This window comes from Flagellimonas onchidii, assembly GCF_004804315.1.
Classification (GTDB): Bacteria; Bacteroidota; Bacteroidia; order Flavobacteriales; family Flavobacteriaceae; genus Flagellimonas; species Flagellimonas onchidii.
Genome location: NZ_SRXX01000019.1, coordinates 15,776 through 40,747 on the forward strand (window position 1 = coordinate 15,776; position 24,972 = coordinate 40,747).

Annotated in this window: 27 protein-coding genes; 22 read left to right on the top strand and 5 right to left on the bottom strand. The window is 38.8% G+C overall.

Features of this window, described 5'->3' with window-relative positions:
- Positions 1 to 13 precede the first annotated feature (13 nt).
- The 11 genes from E4661_RS16330 to E4661_RS16375 all read left to right on the top strand — a co-directional run bounded on the left by E4661_RS16330 (position 14) and on the right by E4661_RS16375 (position 9,248).
- A complete protein-coding gene (locus E4661_RS16330) occupies positions 14 to 298 on the top strand; it encodes a hypothetical protein (protein WP_136468535.1) in 285 nt (94 codons plus the stop codon).
- Entirely contained in the window at positions 285 to 2,702 is a 2,418-nt protein-coding gene (locus E4661_RS16335) for a TraG family conjugative transposon ATPase (protein WP_136468536.1), read from the top strand. The genes E4661_RS16330 and E4661_RS16335 overlap by 14 nt, the downstream gene beginning before the upstream one ends.
- A complete protein-coding gene (locus tag E4661_RS16340; RefSeq protein ID WP_136468537.1) occupies positions 2,699 to 3,280 on the top strand; it encodes a conjugal transfer protein in 582 nt (193 codons plus the stop codon). The genes E4661_RS16335 and E4661_RS16340 overlap by 4 nt, the downstream gene beginning before the upstream one ends.
- 2 nt (positions 3,281 to 3,282) lie before the next feature.
- Complete coding sequence (locus E4661_RS16345; protein WP_136468538.1) at positions 3,283 to 4,122, top strand: hypothetical protein; 840 nt, start codon at positions 3,283 to 3,285, stop codon at positions 4,120 to 4,122.
- A 24-nt stretch (positions 4,123 to 4,146) separates the two neighbouring features.
- Positions 4,147 to 4,761: a conjugal transfer protein TraK gene (locus tag E4661_RS16350; protein WP_136468539.1), complete on the top strand. Its 615-nt coding sequence runs from the start codon at positions 4,147 to 4,149 to the stop codon at positions 4,759 to 4,761.
- Between the two features lie 11 nt (positions 4,762 to 4,772).
- The gene (traM, locus tag E4661_RS16355; protein ID WP_136468540.1) at positions 4,773 to 5,702 is read left to right on the top strand and encodes a conjugative transposon protein TraM; all 930 of its coding nucleotides are present in this window, start codon (positions 4,773 to 4,775) and stop codon (positions 5,700 to 5,702) included.
- Positions 5,703 to 5,724: 22 nt separating this feature from the next.
- Positions 5,725 to 6,549 carry a DUF4138 domain-containing protein gene (locus tag E4661_RS16360; protein WP_136468541.1) on the top strand — a complete coding sequence of 275 codons (825 nt, stop codon included), beginning with the start codon at positions 5,725 to 5,727 and terminating at the stop codon, positions 6,547 to 6,549.
- 133 nt (positions 6,550 to 6,682) lie between these two features.
- The gene (locus E4661_RS16365) at positions 6,683 to 7,324 is read left to right on the top strand and encodes a porin family protein (RefSeq protein WP_136468542.1); all 642 of its coding nucleotides are present in this window, start codon (positions 6,683 to 6,685) and stop codon (positions 7,322 to 7,324) included.
- Positions 7,325 to 7,910: 586 nt separating this feature from the next.
- Positions 7,911 to 8,069, top strand: coding sequence for a hypothetical protein (locus E4661_RS19125; protein WP_168796392.1), 159 nt, complete (start codon positions 7,911 to 7,913; stop codon positions 8,067 to 8,069).
- Positions 8,014 to 8,949, top strand: a complete 936-nt coding sequence (locus E4661_RS16370) for a hypothetical protein (RefSeq protein WP_136468543.1) — start codon at positions 8,014 to 8,016, stop codon at positions 8,947 to 8,949. The genes E4661_RS19125 and E4661_RS16370 overlap by 56 nt, the downstream gene beginning before the upstream one ends.
- On the top strand, positions 8,946 to 9,248 hold the full coding sequence (locus E4661_RS16375) for a hypothetical protein (protein ID WP_136468544.1): 303 nt from the start codon (positions 8,946 to 8,948) through the stop codon (positions 9,246 to 9,248). Before E4661_RS16370 ends, E4661_RS16375 begins: the two co-directional genes overlap by 4 nt.
- Here E4661_RS16375 and E4661_RS16380 read toward each other — a convergent pair.
- The gene (locus tag E4661_RS16380; RefSeq protein WP_205728973.1) at positions 9,241 to 9,480 is read right to left on the bottom strand and encodes a hypothetical protein; all 240 of its coding nucleotides are present in this window, start codon (positions 9,478 to 9,480) and stop codon (positions 9,241 to 9,243) included. The genes E4661_RS16375 and E4661_RS16380 overlap by 8 nt on opposite strands.
- Positions 9,481 to 9,598: 118 nt before the next feature.
- On the opposite strand from E4661_RS16380, the gene E4661_RS16385 reads away from it, so the two are divergent.
- From E4661_RS16385 to E4661_RS16415, 8 genes are all read left to right on the top strand, one after another.
- Entirely contained in the window at positions 9,599 to 9,841 is a 243-nt protein-coding gene (locus E4661_RS16385; RefSeq protein WP_168796393.1) for a helix-turn-helix domain-containing protein, read from the top strand.
- Between the two features lie 365 nt (positions 9,842 to 10,206).
- The gene (locus E4661_RS19130; RefSeq protein ID WP_168796394.1) at positions 10,207 to 10,344 is read left to right on the top strand and encodes a hypothetical protein; all 138 of its coding nucleotides are present in this window, start codon (positions 10,207 to 10,209) and stop codon (positions 10,342 to 10,344) included.
- 10 nt (positions 10,345 to 10,354) lie between these two features.
- Positions 10,355 to 10,792 carry a single-stranded DNA-binding protein gene (locus E4661_RS16390; protein WP_136468546.1) on the top strand — a complete coding sequence of 146 codons (438 nt, stop codon included), beginning with the start codon at positions 10,355 to 10,357 and terminating at the stop codon, positions 10,790 to 10,792.
- Between the two features lie 84 nt (positions 10,793 to 10,876).
- Complete coding sequence (locus tag E4661_RS16395) at positions 10,877 to 11,326, top strand: JAB domain-containing protein (protein WP_136468547.1); 450 nt, start codon at positions 10,877 to 10,879, stop codon at positions 11,324 to 11,326.
- Positions 11,327 to 11,336: 10 nt separating this feature from the next.
- Positions 11,337 to 11,636 carry a hypothetical protein gene (locus E4661_RS16400; protein WP_136468548.1) on the top strand — a complete coding sequence of 100 codons (300 nt, stop codon included), beginning with the start codon at positions 11,337 to 11,339 and terminating at the stop codon, positions 11,634 to 11,636.
- Positions 11,637 to 11,909: 273 nt separating this feature from the next.
- Positions 11,910 to 12,473 carry a BfmA/BtgA family mobilization protein gene (locus E4661_RS16405; protein WP_136468549.1) on the top strand — a complete coding sequence of 188 codons (564 nt, stop codon included), beginning with the start codon at positions 11,910 to 11,912 and terminating at the stop codon, positions 12,471 to 12,473.
- A 2-nt stretch (positions 12,474 to 12,475) separates the two neighbouring features.
- Positions 12,476 to 13,507: a MobB family relaxase gene (gene mobB / locus E4661_RS16410; RefSeq protein ID WP_136468550.1), complete on the top strand. Its 1,032-nt coding sequence runs from the start codon at positions 12,476 to 12,478 to the stop codon at positions 13,505 to 13,507.
- Between the two features lies 1 nt (position 13,508).
- Positions 13,509 to 15,098: a type IV secretory system conjugative DNA transfer family protein gene (locus E4661_RS16415; RefSeq protein WP_417936419.1), complete on the top strand. Its 1,590-nt coding sequence runs from the start codon at positions 13,509 to 13,511 to the stop codon at positions 15,096 to 15,098.
- A 458-nt stretch (positions 15,099 to 15,556) separates the two neighbouring features.
- On the opposite strand, the gene E4661_RS16420 is transcribed toward E4661_RS16415, so the two are convergent.
- Complete coding sequence (locus E4661_RS16420; RefSeq protein ID WP_136468551.1) at positions 15,557 to 16,324, bottom strand: LytR/AlgR family response regulator transcription factor; 768 nt, start codon at positions 16,322 to 16,324, stop codon at positions 15,557 to 15,559.
- Between the two features lie 84 nt (positions 16,325 to 16,408).
- Positions 16,409 to 16,678, bottom strand: a complete 270-nt coding sequence (locus E4661_RS16425; RefSeq protein ID WP_136468552.1) for a hypothetical protein — start codon at positions 16,676 to 16,678, stop codon at positions 16,409 to 16,411.
- Positions 16,679 to 17,225: 547 nt separating this feature from the next.
- On the opposite strand from E4661_RS16425, the gene E4661_RS16430 reads away from it, so the two are divergent.
- Positions 17,226 to 17,987: a LytR/AlgR family response regulator transcription factor gene (locus E4661_RS16430; RefSeq protein ID WP_136468553.1), complete on the top strand. Its 762-nt coding sequence runs from the start codon at positions 17,226 to 17,228 to the stop codon at positions 17,985 to 17,987.
- Between the two features lie 121 nt (positions 17,988 to 18,108).
- On the opposite strand, the gene E4661_RS16435 is transcribed toward E4661_RS16430, so the two are convergent.
- Both E4661_RS16435 and E4661_RS16440 read right to left on the bottom strand, forming a co-directional pair.
- On the bottom strand, positions 18,109 to 18,870 hold the full coding sequence (locus E4661_RS16435; protein ID WP_136468554.1) for a LytR/AlgR family response regulator transcription factor: 762 nt from the start codon (positions 18,868 to 18,870) through the stop codon (positions 18,109 to 18,111).
- Positions 18,871 to 18,881: 11 nt separating this feature from the next.
- Positions 18,882 to 21,902, bottom strand: a complete 3,021-nt coding sequence (locus E4661_RS16440) for a sensor histidine kinase (protein ID WP_136468555.1) — start codon at positions 21,900 to 21,902, stop codon at positions 18,882 to 18,884.
- Positions 21,903 to 22,747: 845 nt separating this feature from the next.
- On the opposite strand from E4661_RS16440, the gene E4661_RS16445 reads away from it, so the two are divergent.
- Together E4661_RS16445 and E4661_RS16450 are read left to right on the top strand one after the other, a co-directional pair.
- Positions 22,748 to 23,371, top strand: a complete 624-nt coding sequence (locus tag E4661_RS16445; protein WP_240751507.1) for a MarC family protein — start codon at positions 22,748 to 22,750, stop codon at positions 23,369 to 23,371.
- A 23-nt stretch (positions 23,372 to 23,394) separates the two neighbouring features.
- Positions 23,395 to 24,756 (top strand): dihydrolipoyl dehydrogenase family protein, encoded by a 1,362-nt coding sequence (locus E4661_RS16450; RefSeq protein WP_136468556.1) that lies wholly within the window; start codon positions 23,395 to 23,397, stop codon positions 24,754 to 24,756.
- Positions 24,757 to 24,972 lie beyond the last annotated feature (216 nt).

The window sequence follows — 24,972 nt, forward strand, 5'->3', positions numbered from 1 at the left end:
TATTCCATCACCAATGAGAAAGTACATGATATATAAGGACATCTGCAAAGGAGCCAGGATATGGGGGCTTCCCATATCCCTCTTTGCCCTTTTGATGCTCTCCATCCTGGCATCCCTGCTGATCATCATCTTTTCCTTTAGCCTTATGGTCATTATCCTGGCCATGGGATGGAACCTATGTTGGTATGCCGTCCTGACCAAGATGTCATACAACAGGAACCTTTTGCACTTAAACAAGGTCTTCCCAGACTGTGTCAGTAATAAACAGGACAATCTATTGAACCATGTCGAAAATTAACATCGCCTCCCATCATCCCATTTTGGACATTCAGGATAATATCATCTTTGCCAACAACGGCAATGTGCTAGCCTGTTACAAGGTTTTGCTCCCTGAGATCCATTCCCTTTCCGAAAAGGATTTTGAGGATTTGCACAGCAATTGGTTCCAGGCCCTGAAATCCCTCCATGTCGGTACCGTGGTCCATAAACAGGATGTTTACCTTAAATCATCCTTCACTTCGGAACACCTGCCCAATGGTACATTTTTGTCCAAAGCGACCCATGATTATTTCCAGGGGAGGGAATATCTGGACCACCGAAGCTATCTGTTCTTTACATGTCCCAAGAACAAGGGACTGAACAATCCCAAATATGTCAATCCCTTTAGAAAGACATCTAAAGGGTTGCACAAGGAGCTGGATGATAACGTGAAACGTTTTTTGGCCTCGGTGACCGATTCCGTGAACTATATCAACAATGGAACAAAAATCCAGTTGGGACCTATAGGGGCTGATGAGATTATGTCCTTGACCAAAGAACAGTTCAATGGTTACAGTTCCAATTGCGATACCGACATCGTTTTGGATGGCGCCAATGTGACCATTGGGAACAACCATTTTGATGTACTTGCCATCAACAGTGAGTCCTGCTTCGGGGACAGCGTACAGACCAGTAAGGTCAATGAGTATTTCACCTCGGATGATTTTACGTTCCATCAGGGGTTCATCGATGGCCTGGGGCTTTCCCTAAAGGAAAACCATGTGGTGAACCAGATCATTTATTTGGATGACAAGCATCAATGGAGAAAGCAATTGGAGAAGAAAGTCGAGGAATTGAAGAAAAGCTCCAATTTTGGAACCCAGAACAAGGTCGTTCTCAAAAAGATCGGACATATCCTTGACCAGATCAACAACGATGACAGTTCTAGGATCGTTCGTGGGCACCTCAATGTAATCCATTGGAACAAGGAAAAACGAGAACTGGAGAATACCAATTCAAGGATAAAAGCCGAGTTCAAGGAACTGGATATTGTACCGTATTATCCTTGTGGGAAGGAGCGGAAAAACTATGTCCTGAACAGTTTTCCCTGTTCTGCCCCCAATTTTTCCAATCAAGATCTTTATGTGACCGATCTCAAACATGCCCTTTGTCCATGGATCAATACAACCAATTACAGAACGGACAGAAAGGGAATTGTGTTCAACGACAGGGAATTCAACATTCCGGTGTTGAAGGATGTCTGGGACGAACAGAAAAAGCGCATCAAGGCACGGAATTTTGCCATTTTTGCCCCAACAGGAGAAGGGAAGTCCTTTTTGGCCAATAATATTTTGAGGCAGTATTTTGAGCAGGGCGTACGGCTGGTCATTATCGATTTGGGCGGTTCCTATACCAAGTTTGCCAACCTGTATCCGGGACAATATGCCGTGCTACGCTATGAAAATGGTAAAAGCCTTGGCATCAACCCCTTTTACATAACGGATAGCAATGATGTCACCCCCGAACGCTTGGAGGACCTTTCCATTTTCCTCTTCGAGTTGATGGGAATGGGGACAAAGCCCCAAAAGGAGACCTCGGTCGCCCTGAAGAAAATATTGCATGCCTATTACAGGGAGCAAAGTGACACTTCACATTCCTTGGACAGTTTCTACCAATTTGTCGGCAAGCATCAAGAAGACCTGCTTTCCCGATTGCAGATCCATCCAGAATATTTCAACATCCAAGGATTTCTTCACATTCTTTCGGAATATGTCGGGGACGGTCTCTACAGTTTTCTGTTCGGGACCACCGAAGACCAATCCTATCGTATTGAGGACAAACGGCTCATCGTGTTCGAACTTGATGAGGTGAGGGACAACAAGGAAATCCTTTCTGTTATGCTCAAGCTCATCAAAACGGCCATACAGCGAACCATTTGGAAGAACCGCGAAGAGCGTGGCATTATCCTTTTTGATGAGTTCGCCAAGCAGCTCAAGTTCGATAATGTACTGGAGAGCGTGGAGTTTTATTATCAGGCCATCCGAAAACAGGAAGGGGCCATTGGCATCATCCTCCAGTCCATCAACCAGCTGCCCCAAAACTCGACCTCGGCCAGTATCTTGGAAAATACCCAGGTCATCTATAGTCTTCGCAACGAAAAAGGCTATGGTACATTGAAAGAAAGGCTCCACCTTTCCTCCCATGATCTGAATCAACTGAGATCCATCAGGAACAATCTTTCGGGAAAGCGCAAGTACACCGAAATCTTCATAAAGATCGGGAAGGAAAGCAACATTTTCAGATTGGAAGTTCCCCCGGAAGTATATGCCGCCTATCTGACCGATGGCCCCGACAACAAGGCCATAATGGAACTATATCAAGAAACGGGCTGTATGGAAACGGCCATCAAAAAATTCATTCATCAAAAATCAATAACATCATGAAAAACAAGATTACAACATTAAGTATTGCACTGATTTTAGCCCTTTTATTGCCCGGCGGTACTACCGCCCAGGGGATGCCGGTGTATGACAACACCAACTTCATCACCTTGGGCAAACAAATCATTGAATCGGCCAAACAGACCACCGAACTCTTGAAGACCGTGGAATTTTTACGGGAACAAAAAGAGCGCATCGAAAAGGTAAGCGATGTCATCAAACAATTGAAGGCCGTCCGTGAATTGGCAAAGAACAACCAACGCCTTTTCGATGTGGTACGGAACGACCTTAGGAAAATCTTGAACTCACCACATATCCATCCCGAAGAGGTGGAGCGCATTTCGGAATCCTTCAATGCCATCATCGAAAATTCATTGGAAGATCTGGAATTTGTGGAGCAGATCCTTTCCAGTGATTTTCTAAAAATGACCGATGCGGAAAGGGCCACCGTGCTCAAGGAAAAGGAAATGCGCTCCAAGGAAATGGTGGGCGAGATTGAACGGAAGGCCAAAAGGTACAGGGACATCATTTCCTTTCGGGAAATGCAGGCAACTATCAATAATCGCAAAACAAATTATTGATCATGGCGGGTTTTGCATTGAGCATCGGTTTGGAGTATGTGGATGCGGTGTACGATACTATCACTGGAAGTGATTTTTCCCAGTACACCATTGTGGGAATGAAGGCCCTGGCCATCCTCTTTTTCTTGATCAACATCATGAAAAAGTACAATGAGGGAGTGGCCGAACGGGATGGTCATACCTGGGGACTGACCCCAACGGAACTGGCCAAGAACTTTGCCGTGGTCATCTTGGTCATATTCTCGGATCAGGTCTTGGAGGTCTTCGACAATATTTTGGTGAGCATAGAGACCCAATATCGCAATACGGCCCCGGACCTTGTACCATTACAGTTACAGGATATTTCAATTGAGGAGGATACCGGTCTTTTGGATGCCGCGAGTAAAGGATTGGCCCTTTTGTACGAGGCCCTGGTCAGTCCCTTTTATGGAATGCGGATCATGGCATTTATCATCAGCGTGTTCCTGTGGCTATTGGACCTGTTCATCTATCCGCTCTTTTTGGCGGAACGGTTCTTCCTTCTCGGCATCATGAGGGCTTTCTTTCCCTTGGTCATCAGCTTGGCGGTCTTTGAGAAGTTCAGGGATCTTGCCTATTCCTTTTTTAAACTCTATGCCACCGTGTATATGTTGGTGCCCGCCTTTTTTTTGGTGAACATCTTTATCAATGCCCTTTATACGGAACTGACCACGGATTTTTGGGTGAACCTATTTGGAACGGATTATGGCAGTACGGTCTTTGCCCCCTTGGTAGAACTGGGCACCATTGGGTTCATCGTCTTTTTGAAGTTCAAACTGTACCGAAGGGCAACCTCCTTTTCACTTAAACTTTTTGGTGCCTAAGGCACTCTATAAAACTCAAATGATATGAAGACAATGTATAAAAACATAGATGGGATACTGAGGGCCAACCGCTTTGTGGTCCTGGCCGTGGTCGCCGCATCGTCCATTACCACGACCATTACTGGTCTGGTATCGTACAGGATGTACCAAGAGACCAAGGGAGGGACGTTCGCCATTGGAACGGACGGGTCGGTCATTCCCTTGAAATGGGCCGATAGGAATGAAAACCTTGAAGTCGAGGCCTTGGCGCATTTGGAACTGTTCTACAACTATTTCTATGGCATCGATGCCAGTAATTATGACAGGAACATTGAAAAGGCCCTTTGGCTCGGGGACAGTTCGGTGGACAATGTATACCGGCAGAAAAAAGCCGATGGGGTCTACAATCGGCTCCTACAGTATTCATTGGTGCAGAAGATTGTTTCCGTGGAATCCGAGCTTACCCTCCAAGAAGAAATATGGTCATTCAGGACCGTTGTGGTCTTTGAAATTGACCGTGGGACTGTGACCGATGTGTATGAACTTAAGACTTCCGGCAAACTTATCAAGGTGGACCGGAACTTTCCCAACAACGCCCATGGGCTGTTGATAGGCAACTATTTTGAAAATTCATTGAGAAGGGTCGATGACCTACATTAAAAAATAAAAGTATGAAATTGGACAAAAAGAAAATCGTATTTGGGATTGTCATTGGTCTGGTCATCATTTTTATGGTGGTCTATTCCATGGTCTTCCTGACCGATGGGGATGATAATGGTGCACAGCTGGACCAGCCCCTGGTACCGCAATTGGATGGGGCACAAAAGGAATATGCCTCCAAGTTGGAGGCCATCAATGACCTCAAGGAAGTGAAGACCACCAATGCTCCCAGTATCTATGATGAGAAGTTTTTGGATTCCACGGGGCTCTTTGACCCAGATATTATCGATAAGGAGAAAGCCCGGATTGTGGACAGTATCTACAGGTTGGGGAGGATTGATTATACCCAGGGAACATACCGGAAGCCTGCCAAGGAAAATGAGGTGAAGGTGAGAGCTCCAGAGAAAAAGTCCAAACAGGAAACCGTGCCAAAACCAAAAGGAGCTGCAAAACCTACGCTACAGGAAATGGCCTTGGAACAACAACTGTTCTTTGCCTCCAACCCGCTGTTGAATAATTCAAAAGTGGACAATAGGGTCATTTTGGCCATAGTGGAAAGGGAACAGACCGTTAGGATCAATGATAGATTGGAATTCCGTACCCTAAAGGAGGTTGTCATAGGTGGTAGGACCATTCCAAAGAATACCGTAATATTTGGTTTAGTGGCCTTCCAGCCCAACAGGGTTGTCCTGGAAGTTGAAAACATCGACCATATCCCAATTAAACTGAAAGCGTATGACTATCGGGACGGTCTCGAAGGGCTTTATATCAGGAACACTTTTAGGGCCGAGGCCTCCAAAGAGATGGTGGACGGTGCCATAATCAATGTGCCAGGTGTCCCCCAAATCAGGGGGCTGAAGAACATCTTTAAACGTTCCAACCGGAAAGTCAAAGCAACGGTAAACAAAAACTATAAAATCCTATTAAAAGTTGGCCCATAAGAGGCCTTAACATAGAAACATCATGAAAAGCATATTTATCACTTTGGGATCGTTACTGATGGTAACGGCCCAAGCCAACAACCCCAAACCACTGGATACCATTTATGCCAACGAGCATATGAACATGGCCCTTTTCTTTCCCTCACAAATCAAACAGGGCATTGTGGGGAACAGTAATTTTGTCTTTACCTATAATCGGGAGAACCAACAGACCTTGGGGCTTCTAAAGGCAGTACCAGGGAAGGACAGCAACCTGTTGGTAATCACCGATGACGGTAGCATCTATTCCTACATCATTAGCTATGCCAATAATCTTGAATATCCCAATCGATTCATCACTGAACAGGAACGCATCGGGACAGAAAGACAGGGGATTCAAAAAATTTCCAAAAACGTGGTTCCAAGGGAAACTGTCAGGGATTCATCTATCACTGTTAAAGGGGTCGAGGACAAGTTTCATAAGTCCTGCGAAGCATTGCTGAAACTCCCCGCACGAAAAAATATCAGGAAAAGGGACCAAGGGCTCTCTTTGGCTGTCAAGAACATGTACACTTTGGAAAACGAAGTGTATGTCCAATTTGAAGTAAGGAACAATTCCGGTGTGGCCTTTGATTTTGGCAGATTGGAAATGTCCAAGGTCAATGGGAAAAAGGGAAGGAAAAGCTCTTATCAGGAATTGGAACTTCTGCCCCTATACAGCCATAATATCCCGAATAATGTCGGTCATGGACAGACGGTTAGGTTTGTATATGTGTTTCCGAAATTTCATTTTGGTAAAGGAGAAAGAATCATGGCAAACCTTTCTGAAAACAATACCACGAGAACTGTTCGATTAAATTTTGAATAGTTATTTGGAGATTGTACAACAAAAGGAAATAAAATCTGTGATATTACTTAAAATTACGTTTTCTTTAAGGCATAATTTCCCACATGATTAATGGAAATGTAGATTTAATCTTGAATTCTTTCAAAACAATCCAATGTTACGATTTCTCCTGATAGTTTTTTTGTTCATTACAAGCTATAACCCTCTTTTTTCACAAATTGAAAAAGGGAAATTTTTGATAGGCATTACTTCTACGGTAAGCAATACTGGCCTGACGCAGCTTGGATTCCAATCGGAAAAAAGAAAGGGTGATGGTTTCGAATCTGAATCCGAAAAAACTTTTTCCGTCAACCTGTCCCCGAAATTCGGCATGTTCTTTTGGGATAATTTGACAGTTGGGGTCGAGGGCCATTTAAGTATTTTAAGTGTAAAAAAAGATAGTTTTTCAGGGGATGACATAAATGGCTCCATTTTCATGGGAGGTCCTTTTGCCCGATACTACTACGGTCATAAAAACGTCAGGCCTTTTGCCGAAGTAAGTGCTTTGTTGGGGCGGAGCAAATTCAAATTTGATGACCCGAATCCCGATGGTTTTGACAGCACTATCAATTCAAATATCTCATCATTTGGTGGAGGTATCGGTCTTGCTGCCCAATTGGGCAATAAGATCAGTTTCGATACTGTCCTTGTCTATAATTCATTTACGGATAAGAACACAGATGATAATCCGGCCAATGAAAGAACCATTACTTCTGGTGTCCAATTGAAGGTTGGATTTTCTTTGTACTTGAATTAGCGGAAAACCTTATCTCAATCTATTCGGCAGTGTATGGGATTTAAAACAACTTTAAATCCCATGTTCTTTTTTTGAGGGAGTTGATCTAAATCAAAGTTTAGATTAATCTATTTTTTTCTTGCTCCGTTGCTCCCATTCCTTTCGGATTTCCCGTTATTGATTCACTCTCCCAAGCCGTCGGCTTTTCCTTTTTGACTGCAAAACATCAACATCCCAATAAATAAGGTTTACCTTATTTGGACAAGTATACGGGTTGATAGGCCAATTATTTTCGGTGCCCCGTTTGGATTATGGAATGCCTGAGATATATTTCGGCTTGGATATTTCGGTAATGTTCCGGTGGTGAATCATAGGCTTCGGAAACAAATGGGATGTCTAAAAAATATGCACTTTATCAAAAAAATAGGTGTAAGCGTCACATAAGGAAATCTTTATCATATATTTATTGTCCGATTAAAGTTTATATCAAAGTAGGAATTTATCCCTATAAATGTTGATATATCTTGTAGAAGTTTGAAGGGGCAAAGGCCGAACCGGTCCAATGGCTATCTAATTTTAAGGAATAATAACCTTAAAATTTTTAGTCATGAATGTACAAAAATTCATTTTCGCATTGACCGTATTGTTTGCCCTTGGCTTATCCACCTCTTGCAGTAAGAGCAATCTGGAAGAGGATGAAGCACTTTATAATGCAACAGAACAACAGGCAATTGACGGTAAGGAAATCAAGAATCAGGATACCTGATACATTTTGGTCAGCGTTGATGATCATAGGATTGTCAACGCTGCCTTATTTCCATGATATCATTACCGACCCAAATGGGCTCAAGGAATGGGTTCCCAATTTTGGGTTGGAAAATTTACTTACCGATTCAAATGGTTATATACTCGGATTTTCCAGTTATCGGGTTTTCCTATATACCTTTTTGATCTTTTTGTTTGCGACTATTGGATGGGCCGGATGGTACCAAAGTGCAAAGGACAGGGTTTATTGCCATGGCTTATTGCTGGTGCTGTTATCAGGCTTGTACCAGTTGGCCTTGATATTGTTGAACCTTAGAAGGACGTTTTGGAACGAACCCACCCAAAAGTTGATCATGCTTTTTGTGTTCGCGCTGGTGTTGGGATATTTTTCCATGAAAAAGCATGGAATCAATCTTCGTAACGTTCTGCTCTTGGCACCCTTGTTCTTGATAGCGGTTCTTCCGTTCTACCATGATGTGCTCACCGAACGGAGTGGTGAACTACGGATATGGGTTCCGAATCTTGGCATGGAGACCATGATGACGGATTCCGATGGATATGTAAGGGGTCTTGGGAATTATAGGATATTGGTATATCTATTCTGTACATACCTATTTGCCCATTTGGGATGGATTGGGTGGTTCTTTGATTCCAAAGGCAGTCGTTTTAGGCCTTTTTTACTGGTGCCATCTGCTTTGAGCCTCTACCATGTAGTGATGATCGTCATGTCATGGAGAGAGACAGAGTTCAATAGCCCAAGCATCAAACTGTACATTACATTGGTGCTGAGTGTCCTTTTGGCCTTTAAATTCTACTATAACAACAAAATTCCCCCAAAGACTGAAGTATTGACCGAAAATAAGGATGTTGGAGCATTATGAAAATTGACAAAAGCAGATTCAACTTTATCAGAGCGACCGGTTTGCTCTTTGAGAAAACCCTGCAACGGGTAAATATGATATTGCAGGGAATCGTGGATGCGAAACCCTATAGCATAGATTGGGAAGAAGTCCTTAAGGACTATGATAAAAAAGGGGTCGGGGATGTTTGCGAGTTTGCCTCCAGTTATACGTTTGGGTGGCATGCCAAGCATGGAAAGTTGGACGACGATGCCAGTAAGCATGCCATGTATCTGGAGATTGTTGATGGTATTGCTCAACGTCGGGAAAATGTCAAATGATAATTTCGCCACTGGGGAGATATTTTTCCAAATCTGCACCGGATTGGAAAATGGCCCTATTGACAACCTTGTTCGTTCCCTTTTCATGTTCTATCTCCACAAAAATACTGCTGAGTGAATAGAGCACACAATGTGTCCCAACATTGTCGAACTTGGCCACAAATTCTCCCTTGCGGGCCAAAAGGAGCACTTGTTCCTGTTCCTTGAGCATCAAATAATCATAAAGCTTCACGGGCTTACTGTTTTTCAAAATTCTTTTTCCATTATAAAAATATAAAATGTGGGTTAATTAACCCACGATATTTTTGATAAATCTCTCCACCTTGTTCCATCAACCAAAGATGGATGGAATGAAAGAACATGACGCTTTTCTAAAGGCGTTTGGAGAAAGCCTTAAGCTATTGCGATTGGATAGAGGTCTTAGTTACCGGAAAATGTCACAACGGTGCGAGGTAGATTACAGCGATATCTCAAAAATTGAAAAGGGGATGGTCAATATCCAGTTGTCCACAGTTGCCGAACTGGCAAAAGCCTTGGATGTTCCTGTAAAGGAACTTTTTGATTTTGGTGGGACTGAGAACAGTAGTGATTAATATTTGACAAAAAACGCTTTCTGTATTTAATTTCTTTTCCCGGTTCCCAGATTGACCAATGCTTGAACAAAGCAGAGATTTCCAAAGACTATATTTTTCGATGCCCATTCAAGTCATATTGGTTTTGATGGTCCACGTCATTTTGTATTGCTCCCATTCCTTTCGGATTTCCCGATATTGATCCACTTTCCCAAGCCGTCGGCACTCCTTTTTTGATAGCAAAACAACAACATCCATTCTTGCGGGCGGCATAAAGCCGCTCTGCTTTTTATACGCCCCTTGCAAGCTTGGATGTTGTACCACCATAAGCAACAAAAAGGATACGTGACGGCACTATGGGAAGTAAATCATTTAAAACAATAACGATGAAATCATACGAAAAAAATAAAACGGGAGCACTTCAAAAGTTAAAAACAAACAAAAAGGAAAACGCTCTGGATATAATAAGTAAATCAGTTTTCAATGCCCTGACGGATAGGGCTTCACTATACAGTAATCTTTAAATTTTTAATCATGAGTACATTGAGAAACAAAGTCCAATTGATCGGGAACATAGGGGGCGATCCCAAGGTCACCGTTCTAGAAAGTGGAAGCAAAACAGTTCGCTTTTCCATGGCGACCAACGAGTATTATCGAAACGCCAAAGGGGAAAAGGTGCAGTCCACCCAATGGCACAATGTGGTGGCCTGGGACAAAAAGGCCGATGTCATTGAGCAGTATGCCCATAAGGGCAAGGAAATTGCCATTGAAGGTAGGTTGATCTCACGGAGCTACACCAACGAAATGGATGTGAAATGCTACGTTACCGAAATCGTGGCCACCGAGATCCTGTTATTGGGTGCCAAGGAAAGTAATAGGGAATCCCAAAATGGGGAACAGGCCTCTACAAATAGGAAAGACCAAAAGACCGTTTCCAAGGCCAAGGATGGAAAAGTAGAAAAAGCTGCTTGATCGGTCAGCTATGAACACAAAGAGGGCGCACGCCACCTAATTGTCCCGCCCTCTTTTTCATTATAGATCCTCAAAGAAAATACAATGGGAACACAAGTTAACGAAATAAGCATACGATACAAAGAACGGATTCCCGCTCCCTTTTGGAAACAGATCAAATGTTCCAAGGATGCAGCGGAACTCTTGTTCCAAACATGGAACAAGGATAACATAGCGGTACATGAATCCTTTAAAATTGTTTTGTTGAACAACAGTAACAAGGTCAAAGGCATTTATCAGATATCACAGGGCGGTATTACGGCAACCTTGGTCGACCTACGGATCCTTTTTGCCGTAGTATTAAAAACACTTTCCGTGGGCGTGATCCTCTCCCACTGTCACCCCAGCGGGAAATTGGAGGCCAGTGATCAGGACAGACAGATCACGGATAAGATCCAAAAGGCAGCGGAACTTTTCGATGTCAAGATATTGGATCATATCATCATTGCCCCTACTGGGGAATACTATAGTTTTGCGGACAACGGCCAGATTTAAATTCCTCATCATGATCCATTTGAATTTTTCACAGCCTGCCCAAGAGATGCAGGATGAGCTTTTCCCAATGGCCCGTGAACATGTGGAACATCTTTATAAGGATTCCATGCGATCACACTGTGATAAAAATGGTGGGGACAATAACAAACTTATGGACGAAGAGGCCATAAAGATTTTGTACACGTATAATCATGTGTTCAATATTTGGTTCGGACATTATCCGGCAAAAACACAGGGAGCCATTTTTGGTTCCCTTTTTCTTTTTAAAGATTTTCCATCCCATCCATCAGTATCGTTGCATTTTTTATAAAACCTTCCTTCCCAAACTCTTAAAATCCATTGTTTCTCCAACAGGATGACCCAAGGCCAATACCTTGGGATTGGTATGGAGTTTTCCCCGCTTGCGTGGGGAAACGGAATAGCGAGAGGGTAGCACGGCAAGCCGGTGCTACGAGTATGATTTGCTCCGCAAAAGCCCATAAACACTAGGGCTACCAAGAATGGTGATACGGAATCGGGTTTCGGAATTTGCTGTAAATCCCCTTGAAAACCCTGAAAACATTAAAAAAAGTTGCTGTAAAAAATGAAAAAGAATAGAAAGACTTATGGGTTTTCGGCCATTAATATAAAAAGTAGGGTAGCCAAACGATTCCGCAGTTTCTCTAAAAAAACTGCTAAATCCCACACCGGAACCCTTATAGCAGTTATGGACTTTTTTGAGTGGCATGGTTTTGTTCCATCGGACAGGCTGGGCCAAAGTTTCCTGCAAGAGATCATCAACAACCGGAAACTTACCGAGACTTCCATCAAACGTACAGAGGCATCCATAGCCATAATCCGTGATATTGAAATCACACAGACCAAGCCCACCAATGCCATTTTGGAAGCCTTGCTCGAACAAAAGGTCAAGCATGAAAGACCGAAAGTGGAACCCAAACCTTTAAGGCAAGAGCCGCTGATAGAGACCACCGTTCCCAAGATTAGATATGAAAGGCTCATGGACAAAATGGAAATGCTCAAAAGGGAAAGCCAATATGTGGTGGGAAACACCACCCTTGTAAAGCCTTCTTTCGGAAAACCCTATCTGCGGTTGGACATTACCGCAGGGGAATTGGAAAACTATAAGAGAACACTTCAAAACCTATAGATATGTACATCACCATCACAGCACAGAAAATCGGCAGAGGTTTCGAGACCTATAACAGCAGCGTACGGGACTATGTGGTTTATCTCGAAAAGGAGAACCAAGATTTGGAACCTGATGATCGGCAAGAGACCTTTTTTGACCAAAATGAAAATGCCATTGCCCCTGAAAGGACCATATCAGAAATCGATGGCAATACCGCCAAGCTCAAAAAGAGGGAGCCCAAGTTCTATTCCATTGTGGTCAGTCCAAGCCATCGGGAACTCAAACACATAGGCAATGATTCCGAAGCACTGAGGCGATATACCCGTGAGATTATGAAGGATTATGCCGCTGCCTTTTATCGGGACCGAAAAGTGACGGTTGACGATATCAAGTACTATGCAAAGATCGAACATGAGCGCACTTTTAGGGGCTTTGATAAAAAGGTGCTTGAAAATGCCCCTTACCGAAAACAAATTGCCAAGCTCCGCAATGACGTGGCAAAAGTGGAGCGTGGAGAACTGGAGGGCAATCTACAAACCATCCAAAAGGAAATCGAACGCTTGATTCAAGAAGCCCCGCATAAGATCAATGGTAAAATGGTGGTCGAGGGAATGAAAAAGGAGGGGACACAATCCCACATCCATATCATCGTGAGTCGAAAGGATGTGACCAATACCTACAGTCTTTCCCCTGGGGCCAAGTTCAAGGAATCGGAAACCATCCTTAATGGGAAAAAGGTCAAACAAGGGTTTCATCGTGACGGGTTCTACCAATCTGCCGAAAAGACCTTTGACCGCATGTTTTCATATGACCGGAATTATGTGGAACGATACACTGCCAGAAAGCTATACCGTCAAGACCCCAAAAAGTTCATGGTCGTATTGATGGGATTGCCCACCAATGAAAAACAGATTGCTCTGAAACTGTTGCACAAAGGTGGAATCCAAATCCCCAACATTCCAACCAATAAGATACAATTGGCCTATAAGGCCATCATGAAACTCAAGCAAGGTGTAGAACGGGCCATCAGATCGGGGGCCATTGAAATCTAAGATGATGTTGACCATTACTTTTATACATATCGTTTTGTTGTTGTTGCCAATCGGATGCTTGATTTCTTTGCTTTTGGTCAAGTGCCTCCGTTATGGATTTGCCTTGTCATGGATGTTGGTCCTTGGAATGGGGACTACTCTTTTCTTTCTATTGGAAATGGGCGTTTTTCAGAGAACAATACTCTATGTATTGTTGCCCTGGGGATTTGTAAACCTATTGTATTATGTTTTTATCCCAAACAGAGAGGCCAATACCGTTGATAAAAAATATCGATTGGTGCTACAGACTAAGGGGGCCAAAGTGGTGTTGGACAACATTCGAAGGGGCATTTCCATTATAGGGGCAGCAGGGAGTGGAAAGACCGAAAGTGTGGTCTACAATCTTTTCCAACACTTTGCGGCCAATCGTTTTTGTGGGGTCATGCACGATTACAAAAACTTTGAGATTACGGAAATGGCCTATCAGCTCTTCAAAGGGACTGACCGAAAGTTCCATATCGTTTCCTTTGACCCCATCTACCATCGGGTGAATCCCATTGCACCTCGATATTTGCCCGATGAGGAAAGTGTCCACGAGATTTCCCGTGTCCTTTTGGAAAATTTACTCGAACTTAAAGAAAGCGGAACTACAGGTACCTCTAAATTCTTTCAAGATGCGGTAGAGGGGCTTATGGGGGGAATGATTTGGCGTTTGAAAACAGATTGCCCAGACTACTGTACCATTCCCCATATGATTGCGCTCTACCAACATTTAGACACGGAACAATTAGTTCAATTTCTAAGTGCAGATTTAACCTCCAAGGCTATGGCGGATGCCTTTATCAGTGGAGTGGATTCCGATAGACAGACCGCTGGGGTAAAGAGTACCTTGGCCAATGCCTTCAAGAAGATCAGCACCCAGAAAATATTCATGGCACTATCTGCGGATGAGGTATCCTTGGACGTGAACAATCCTAAAAACCCATCGGTCATCTCCATTGTGAACGATCCAAAAAAAGAAACCTCCCTATCCCCAGTAATAGCGACCATCATCCACACCGTTTCCAAACAGATGAGCGATCGGAACCGTTTGACCTCTTTCTTCCTTATAGAAGAGGCTTCCACCATACGGCTCTTGAACATGCACCGGATTCCTGCAACATTGAGGAGCTATGATATAGCAACGGTCTATGTGCTACAGGACAAGATTCAGAACGATATGCTCTATGGGGACAAGGCAAGCAAGGCCATATTGGGCAATCTCTCCTACCAATTCTTTGGAAAGGCCAATGATCCCGATACGGCCAAATACTATGAACGTTTTTTTGAAATTGTGAAAAAACAATCCAAAAGCGTCAACAAAGGATATAACCTCAATTTTGATACTCGCGTCACTCAAAGTGAAAGAGAGGTGGCCAAGACGCGAGCAGATGCCTTTTATGGATTACGGCAAGGGGAATTTGTGGTGTTCTTTGATGGGAAGGACAAGAAGGTATGCTTTAAAACACCTCAGATTATAAAGGATTTACCGTATCCCAAGATTATTGGTTGGGATAAATTAAAAGCAAATTTTGATAGGATTCATGGGGAAGCACGGTCAATATTTAATTAGGCTCTAACATGTGGAGTATTTCTACCTATTAAAACACCTTGGATTATCCTTTTTCTATAAATAGCGACGAAATTTTATCCGTAGATATTTTTGTTTTAATGTTCCTATGGATGATTTCAAAGCCCTCTATTTTGTTGATGCCATGATTATCTAAATACTATGACAATTCAAGGGCATTATCTTGTGAATCAAAAAGAAACCTATACTTTTTAGTGTTATTCTTTATAAATATTTCTTGCTGGTTCCTCCATTATCCAAAAACCTGAACTGCCAAAGGTCTATATTTACATCGGATTGCCTGAGAATTACCTTGTCCTATGATTTCAAAATTGTATGCCTATGTCATATTTGTGTTTAGAACGGTATGATTATCCATTTTAAATAATTTTAGTGTTCTTTCCTATGTTTTTTAAATGATTTAATAGATTAAGTGCAGACGTTTAGTTGAAAATTTAGAGTTAAATCGTCGCATCTTTATTAAAAATCACATAGTCAAATTTAGATGGAAGAGATATTTCGTTTAAAATATCTTTTCTCCTTCTTCGGGAAAAAGGAACTTTATCGCCGTTAACAACACAGTAGCTATTTTTCAATTGTGAAATGAAGAACTTATTAACAAGGTAAGAATTATGGACTCTAAAAAATCCGTAGTGCCATAGGATGTTTTGATAAAACTTTAAATTATATTGATTTGTAATATACCTATCTCCATGCACAGTGTGGGCTATTGTACCTTTCCCCATTCCTTTTAAATAGCACACCTCTTTTATCTTGATAAAGAGAATTTTATCTTTCTTTGGTAAAACCATAAAATCTATGATATCAGACTTTTCCATACCATAGAGATTTTTATTAAGCAATTCCCTTTGCTGTATTTTTGAAATCAACTTGTGTAGATGACAATAGTCAACCGGTTTTACTATATGATTAATCCATCTAACATTCAATGTTCTAAAAATTAAATCTATACACTCAGTGAAAAAGATAGCATGAAATTTGATTACAGATTGCACTTTCTCTATATAAGGGAAAGTGGCAAAATTGTCAAGGGTAATATTTGAGAATAACAATTGTGGGGCTGTAGAAATTATTTTTGCTTCAATCTCCTGCAAATTTGAAACTACAGCGACTATCTTTATGTTTTCAAAACTATTCTTGATATAGTTAGAAATTTGATTGATGAAACAAATGTCATTGTCGATAAAAGCTAATCTTAACTCACACATAATTGGATAATAATTTATTGTGTTAAACAAGAGTCAATCTTGATACAGATAATGATGTTATTTGCCAGATAAAGATTTTTTATTCTAATTGTCATTGGAATATGAACCGTATAGTGGATAAGTTTGAGTCATTTCTGTATAAAGCAATGCCAACTTTTCTTTCTTGGAAAAGTTGGCATTGACGAACAAGAATTTGTTGTTTCTCATGACATGAAGTGCAAATCGAGCCATATTGAAGTCCAAAATTTTTCCATTTATGGAATTAGATTTCTTCTCCTTTAGAAAAAAAACTATCTCTTGGTATATCTCTGGGTTGTAATATCTGTTTAACAATCTGACTAAGTCATCGTCCATATTTGATAAAGGTTTCAAAAATTAACTAAGGAATGAACAGATAAGCCTTAGATTAGGTTTACATGGACAAACTCACATAAGAAATCTTCGGATAACTAGCTCACTCAACTATAGTCGTAGCGAAGATACAGAGTCAATCTGCTAATTTTTTACTATAAATTGATAACTGGTAGGTATAAAGTAATAAACGGGATTTCCATGCTGGTTTGACTTATTTTAGACTTAAGAGCCAATTGCTAACCAATTAAAATGTGTTCTAAGTGAGGAACTTTGTCAAACTTGACAATTAGAAGAGTAATATCGAATACTTTTTTATTTAAGAAAATACTGTCAGTTAAAGAAACATCCATTAAAGCTTTATCTTTGACTTCATAAGGCATTGACCTCTTGTGAACAATGGTTTGGCTAATATTCAGTTAGTTCGAGCATTCCTAGTATTTATTTAAGGAAGAAAAAGTAAGAAAGCTATTGTGATTATTTTTTGAAAACTGCCATTTATAAAAAAAGAGTTTCTTTTTTTTAGTGGAATTTTAATCTTTATGAAAAAATGGATATTGACATTATTTTATTTGTAGATGAAACGGATGTTTTTCAGGAAAGAATTACGTGTCTTTTAAAAGATTACAATGTTATTGTAAACTATATTAAGCTAGAGGATAATGTTCAAGAATCTATGTTTTGCATTGCATCGGTTAACCATAATGCCTTAATTATAATTCAATTAAATACGATAAGATTGGAACGGTTGGTCAAATGGCATAACGAGTTTCCTGACACAGAGAAATTGAATTTCATATTTATTTCACCGATAAGATCTTTATCACCTAGGCTAATACAATATGAACCAGTTGCATTTATTTTAGAACCTTTGGATTTTAATGAATTTGATTCTCTTTTTAAAAAAGGAATTGGATTAATCATAGAAAACCACACACAAAGAAAATCATTTAAAAATGCGTATGCTTCAAAGCAGATAAATAAGATAATATCTGTTTCGGGAAGTAGAGGAATTGAAATGATAAAAACTCAGGAAATCCTTTATTTAAAATCAGATGGAAGGTATACAGAATTTATAATGCCAAAAAGAAGAGTGTTAGCTTCTAAAAATATAAAAGAGTATGAAGAACTTTTACCGCCAATTTTTTTTCGAGTTCATCATTCATATATAGTTAATTTAAACAATGTGGATTTCATTGATAAATCAGATGGGAGCTATTGTTTTGTAACGAATGGGGATTACATTCCTATTTCTAAAAGGAAAATGAACAAATTGGAACTTTTTTTGTCATTGAAAAAATTAAGTGATTAGCTGTGTTAAAAAAATGCTTAGCAAGGCACTCCCAAAGAACAATTTAAATCAACTTCATTTTTTGTTCAGTTACGTTCGGAACTATGTTTATACCGGAATATATGGATTATGTCTAAGAAATTTATGTAATGCCCATAATCTTTTTAAGATCACCTAACCTCCTTTTGGCTACAGGTAATTTTTGTTTATTTACCATTTCGCAATAATAACCTGATAACTTTAGGACATTTATCATACATCTTAGATTTATCACATAACTATGGTGAATACGAAAAAAGGATTTGTCTTTTAAAATAGAATAATATTCACCTAAGTTTTTAGAAGAAGTTATTTTTTTTCCATCTGCCAAATGGAATAATGTATAAGCTCCATCTGATTCAATAAATATTATGTTGGAAAGTTTCATAAAACTAATTTTATCAAATGTAGAAATGGCAATAAAGTCCACTTGTGGTTGCAACTCTGTATTCTTAGCTAAGATTTCAAATTGAGGGAAGGAGGTATAATTTTCACGTTCGATATCTTTTTTAGCTTTATTTACCGCATTTATTAATTCGTCAATTTGGATTGGCTTTAACAAATAATCTATGGCATTAAATTTAAATGCCTTGATGGCAAAATTATTATGGGCTGTAACAAATATGATCTTTAGGTTTTCCAAATTTATTTTTGTAAGCAATTCAAATCCAGTTTCTTGATCTAGCATTATGTCAAGAAATAATAAATCAGGTCTAAGTTTTTCAATTATCGCTATTCCTTTTTTTTGGGTAAAAGCTGTACCTACTACATCAACGATGTCGCCACAATATTGGTTGAGGTGATTTTGAAGTAATTCAATGCTGTCAAGCTCGTCATCAACAATACAGGTTGTTATCTTTTTCATTAAACTTTTTATTAAATTGGAAAATAGAAGAAAACTTTGGTGCCAGATGGATGTCCTCCTTGGGTTAAATCTATTGTCTTATAAGTTATTTTTCTTTGGTTCAAGTTATTTTTAAGGGTAATTCTTTCTTTAATTACTTTAGTGGACCAAGATTTATTTGAGGTTTTATATTTTAAGCTTTCCTTTCTACCAATCCCATTATCTTGTATTACAACCTGTAAATAGGATTCTGTTTTTTTGAATTTAATAAGTAATACTCTATCATTTTCTTTGGGTTTCAGCCCATGGATGATGGCATTCTCTACAATCGGTTGAAGAACCATACTTTCAATTTCTTTCGATAAGTCTAGGTTGGAATCTACTTCAATTTTATATTCTAATTGGTTGTTGAGTCTAATTTTCTGTAAATACAGATAAGCTTTCAAATATTCTATTTCTTTGGCTATGCTAAGCTTGTCCTCATTACAAATATCCAAAGTCAACCTAAGTAAAGAAGATAATTTTCCGATATATTCATTGACAACTTTTCCTTTTTTTAAAACAATGGCGTTTTCAATGGACCCTAACATGTTAAATGTCAAATGTGGACTCATTTGAATTTGAAGTAATTTAGATTTAAGTTCTAGTGCTAACGCTTTTTCCCTGTAAAAATCTTTAAGTCGTTTATTGTAATTCGAAACCCAAAAAAAGACAAGTCCGCCCATGGTCAGAAAGGCAGAAAATATAAAAAGTTTTGATTTGAAAAAAAATTCCTCTACATATATAGAATACGACAAGATATTAGAAGGATTTCCTTTCTCGTCAAATCCCTTGACCTCCAGTTCATATTTTCCAGGGGAGAGCCCTAAAAGATTTACTTTGCCTGAAGCTCCTATATCAATCCATTGTTCAGATAGATTTTTAAATCTGTACTCATATTTATGTTTGTTCGGATTCAACAATCTGTTTATGGCAAAACTCATAGACAGATGATTTTTATCATATTTTAGAGAAATCACTTTGATAAGCTCCAAGTTCCAATATTTTTTCTTATTTTCCTTTCTGTCATAGATTTGCATATCAACTAAAAATAATCTTGGATTATTTTTTTTGTGGTTAAAATTGTTAGGGTTGAATTTGGTAATGCCGTTTATTCCGCCAAAATAAAAATCACCGCTTTTTGAGATCATAGCTGATTTTGTATTAAACTCATTATTGGTAATGCCATTTTCTTCAAAAAAGGTTTCAATGGAATAATCATCAAAATTTAAATGGACAAGTCCATCATAGGTGCTTAGCCACAGTCCTGTATCAGATTCCAATATTTCGGTAATGTTGTCATTAAATAACCCATCGTTCTCTGTGAAATAACGAGGTTCGGAATCTAGTTTTAATAGACCGTTTCTGGTACCAAACCATATTGTTCCTCTTTTGTCTTTATAAATAAGATTTACATTATTGTCAGGTAAAGGGAAGGGACTTTCTTTGTTGGAATAATGGTTGATTTCACCAGTTTTTAAATCTTTAGAATAGGCTCCTCCGTTATCCAAAAGGCTGAGCCATAGAACATTTCCCTGTTGATCATAAAAAATATTTTGTACATATTTCCCGGAAATGTCGACAGCGTTACCTAGAGTTCCTATGTTTCTGAAACTATTATTTTCGACATCTAGCATGTAAAGTCCAAAATTTCCTGATAGTAAATATTTATTTGCCGATATGGTTTCCATATCGGACACAAAAAAACCTGGAAAGGTCAAATGGTCTGGAATTTTAACTTCCAAAAAAGTTCTGGTATTTAAATTAATCTTTTGAATTGAATTGGCATATCCATATGCAAAGATTGTAGTATCATTAACCTTAATGGTACCCAAAGTAAAATTCTTTAAAAGCTGTTCAGAACCAGTTTTTGTTGAAAACACTACTTGTTCAAAATTTCTGTTTCCCTTTTTTTTTATAAAAAATCCACTGTGTGTGCTTACTAGTATACCTTTTTTAGTCTCGACTATCGACCTGCAACTAATTGGTCGATCATTGGCTAAATACTTTTCAAAAGGCTTGCTAACATTAGGTTTTTCGATATATATGGTCTTGTTCGCGTTAATAAACAACGTGTTGTCCTTGCCAGGTAAAAAATAATGATGATAACCGGTAGTGATAACCGTGTCGATAGCTTTAAAATTGACCTTAGAATACTCTTCTTCAAGTAAGAATGAACGAAAAATGGTATCGTTAGACTTATGCCAAAAAAACTTGTTGTTAAAGGGATTTTGTTGGTCAAAATATGGGGTGACTCTTATATTGCGATAGGGGAATTCTACAATTTGTTTACCCAAGCTTGGAAGATAGTGATATCTATATTGCAGATTTTTATATATATAATGGCCAGATGTTTTTTTTGGAAAAAACCTCCCATTTTCGGTTAAAATGGTATTATCGACCTTATCGTCAAAATAAGATAATTCGGAATCCTCCTTGTTCAACATGGTATTGTAATAAATCCCTATTTCTTTTTTGCTCAACATTTTTTCATCTGTTCTCTCAAAAATAGAGAATAATGCCCCTGCACCCTGTTGACCTAAACGGGACCATTTACCCGCGACTCCCCTTTTTATGATTTCGGAAGTGGTGGTCGAAAACCAGAGATTTCCATGCTGATCTTCTTTTGCAGAGAGGAACGAGACATAGTCTGTCCTATTGTATTTAGGCGTATACCAATTGGTGACGCCATCTTTTAGATTTAATGACCATACTCCATATTTGGTACTAGCCCATAAATTGTTCTTCGAATCAAAAAATAAGTGCTCTGTTTTATAAATACTTTTATTATCCGGATGCTCAAACTTATGTATTATGTGACTTGTACCTGTATATTGGACCACGCCATTAAATATAGAGTACCACAAAAAACCATTATGATCAAGAGCCATAAAATTGGCATGAGTTGCACTGTTTTCTTTGTCGACCAGATTAATTTCCTGAGAAAAAAGTGTTGATTGACTTTTAATGACATAGAAAAAAGATATAGCTATAAACCGTATTTTATTAATCATTGTGAATCAATTAGCAAAATAATACCAATTTATTTATATCAAGAAGAACGATATTCTACATCCTTTAAAAAAGAAATTGGTTACATGTGGAAATGTTTTTGTTAGAGTATTGGAATGATGTAAACTTTTCTATTAACAAGTGTTAAGATGGTTGCTTTTAATGTTAGGAAATCTACTGCAAAAAACTAAAACACAGCTATTACAATGACTTCAAAATTATGTTTAAGGTCTAGCTGTTAAAATTTAAGCGAGAATTACTAAAAACATCTAATGATGCCAATGGCAATCTAAAATTACTATATATATCCCTTGTATTAAAAAGTTTGTACAAGAATATTGGATTGGGTCATTAATCTTTAGCTGTAATTTTTTTCAGTTGTTACATCAAAGATGCCGATGGTTTCCTTGAACCTCTCTGTAAGGAAGGGAATGGTATAATTTTATTGGATAAAGTATATAATGTACCAAGAAAATAAAGAAAAACAGTTGGTGTCATCTGTGATATCTGTCATATTGCTATTGCCTTTGTGTATAGGTATGTGTATAGCGAGTTCGTGTAGCAGGAATGATAGTCCAAGTAGCTGGGAAAAGCCTCTTGAATCGAACGGGAGAGGAGATGTCCCGTTCCAGCAGATGGTGCTCGGTGCTCAGGCAAAGGTTCCACCAAAGTTTTTGCGTGAAGTCAACATTGGTGGCTGTTACCGGGATCCGTCCCTGAGCGAAATCCATCACTGGTAACCTGGAGCTATATGCCTTAAAAGAGTTATGGTTTTTTATTGTAGTCCTAAGCTCTAGTGCCAAAAAAATATCGAATATAAAAGTTTGGACAAGTTTTCCATAAAAAAATGATAATAGAGCTTTTAATTTTCTCTTTTAGTGTGTTTATGAGCTTCTTTGCCATCAATAACCCTATTGCTTATCTACCTGTTTTCATCTCTTTTGTAGAAGGGAAATCTAAAAGACATAAAAAGGATATTGCTAAAAAAGCTACAATGATCTCTTTTATTGTAGTGACATTCTTTGTGATATTCGGTAAGTATATGTTCTTCTTGTTCGGACTTACCATACCTGGATTTAAAATTACAGGAGGTCTTATTTTATTTTATGTAGGTTTCGGAATGCTGTTATCAAACAAGCCAAAGATAAATCAGACTGGAGTATCTGGTTCTAATGGAATTGATATTGCGATAACACCGCTTGCAGTTCCCATTCTTGCTGGACCAGGAACGATACTTACAGCTTTCAATTTTGCCTGTGATGCAGATTACCAGCATATAGTAATTATCGTGTCGATGTTTGGCCTGATAAGTTACTTGTCCTACTTGTCTTTTTCTTTTGGTGACATAATCATAAAGGGAATAGGTTCAAATTTTATTTCTGTAATAGGAAAATTAATGGGATTGATTCTAACAATAAATGGAGTGGGAATGATTATTTCAGGAATTAAAACATCATTTAATCTCATCTAAAAACGTAACATTATAAAAAAAATATGAAAAAATTTGACTTGATTATTGTAGGTGGCGGCAGAGCTATTAATCTTGCTATAAATGCTGCTAATAGGGGCAAAAAAGTGGCTGTCGTTGAGAAGTCTGCACTAGGGGGAACATGCCCCAATAGAGGTTGTGTGCCATCAAAATTGCTGATTGGCCATGCTAATGTGATAAGAACAATTGAAGAATCAGATAAACATTTTATCTCTGCGACTATAGATAAGATTGATACTCGAAAAATATTCGATACAAACAATAAGTTTATATCCTTTATAGGTAATTATATAGAAGATAATGTCCCTAAAGGCGTTAAAATATTCAAAGGAGAAGGGAAATTTGCTTCTGACAAAGAAATCCTTATCAACGAAGAAACGATAACTGCCGACAAAATTGTTATCTCAACAGGGTCAAGACCTCGTAGGATAATTCATAAAAATGCCTGGTCAAGTGATGACATCTTCCCTCTAAGAGGAGATGTGCCTAAATCAGTAACAATTGTGGGTGCTGGATTTATAGGTGTTGAATTGGCCAACTTTTTTGATGCAATTGGTGTAAAGACAACATTGATATCTATCTCTTCAGAAGTGCTAGAACGAGAGGATTTTGACATTCGTACAATATTCAAACAAGAATTCACAAAAAAGGTAGATGTGAAGTTTGAAACTAAGATTAATGAAATTGATTATAACGGTGAGAAGTTTAAACTTCATTTGGAAACATCACAGAATGAAAAATATATTCATGAAACTGAAGTGCTTATCGATGCAACGGGAAGGATGCCCAATACGGATGCTTTGAACTTGGAGAATACATCCATAAAAGTGAATGCCTTTGGATATATTGAAAGAAATGAGTTTTGTGAAACGAATGCCAAGGGTGTTTATACGGTAGGTGATGTTTCCAGTAAATATACACTACAGCATGCAGCTACTTATGAAGTAAAATATTTAGAAGAGCTTTTTTATGGGAGCCAAAAAAAGCCATTTTCTTTTAAGTATATGGCTCATTCGGTTTTTTCAGATCCTGAAATTGCCAGTGTTGGAATCACCGAGGAGGAGGCTAGGGCTCAAAACTTAGAATATGTTACATCTTTTACGGATTGGTCGTATAGTGCTAAAGCTATGTCAACTCGATTGGATTATCCACGTACCAAATTCATTGTAAACCCTAAAACATATGAAATATTGGGATGCCATCTTATAGGACCTGAAAGTTCTAGTATAATTCATCAGGTACTTTCTGTTATGCAAATAGATAATGATATTAGACATCTTAGTGACATGTTGTACATACATCCTGCATTGAACGAAGGAATAATGATAGGTGCAAAAGAGATTATAAAAAACATTAAATCTTCTTAGGGCTGTTGTTGCATAATACCTCATTTCGTTACGAAGCGCCAATTACTCCTTAGCTATTTCCTAATTGTCAAATATTCATTTCATATGGCTTTACATGGGAAAGTGAAAGTTTATTTAAGGTTGGTTTTCTGGTTTATCTTTTAGATATAATGGTCTAAGAATAAGCTTTCAGTTGTTACATCAAAGATGCCGATGGTTTCGTTGAACCCCTCTGTA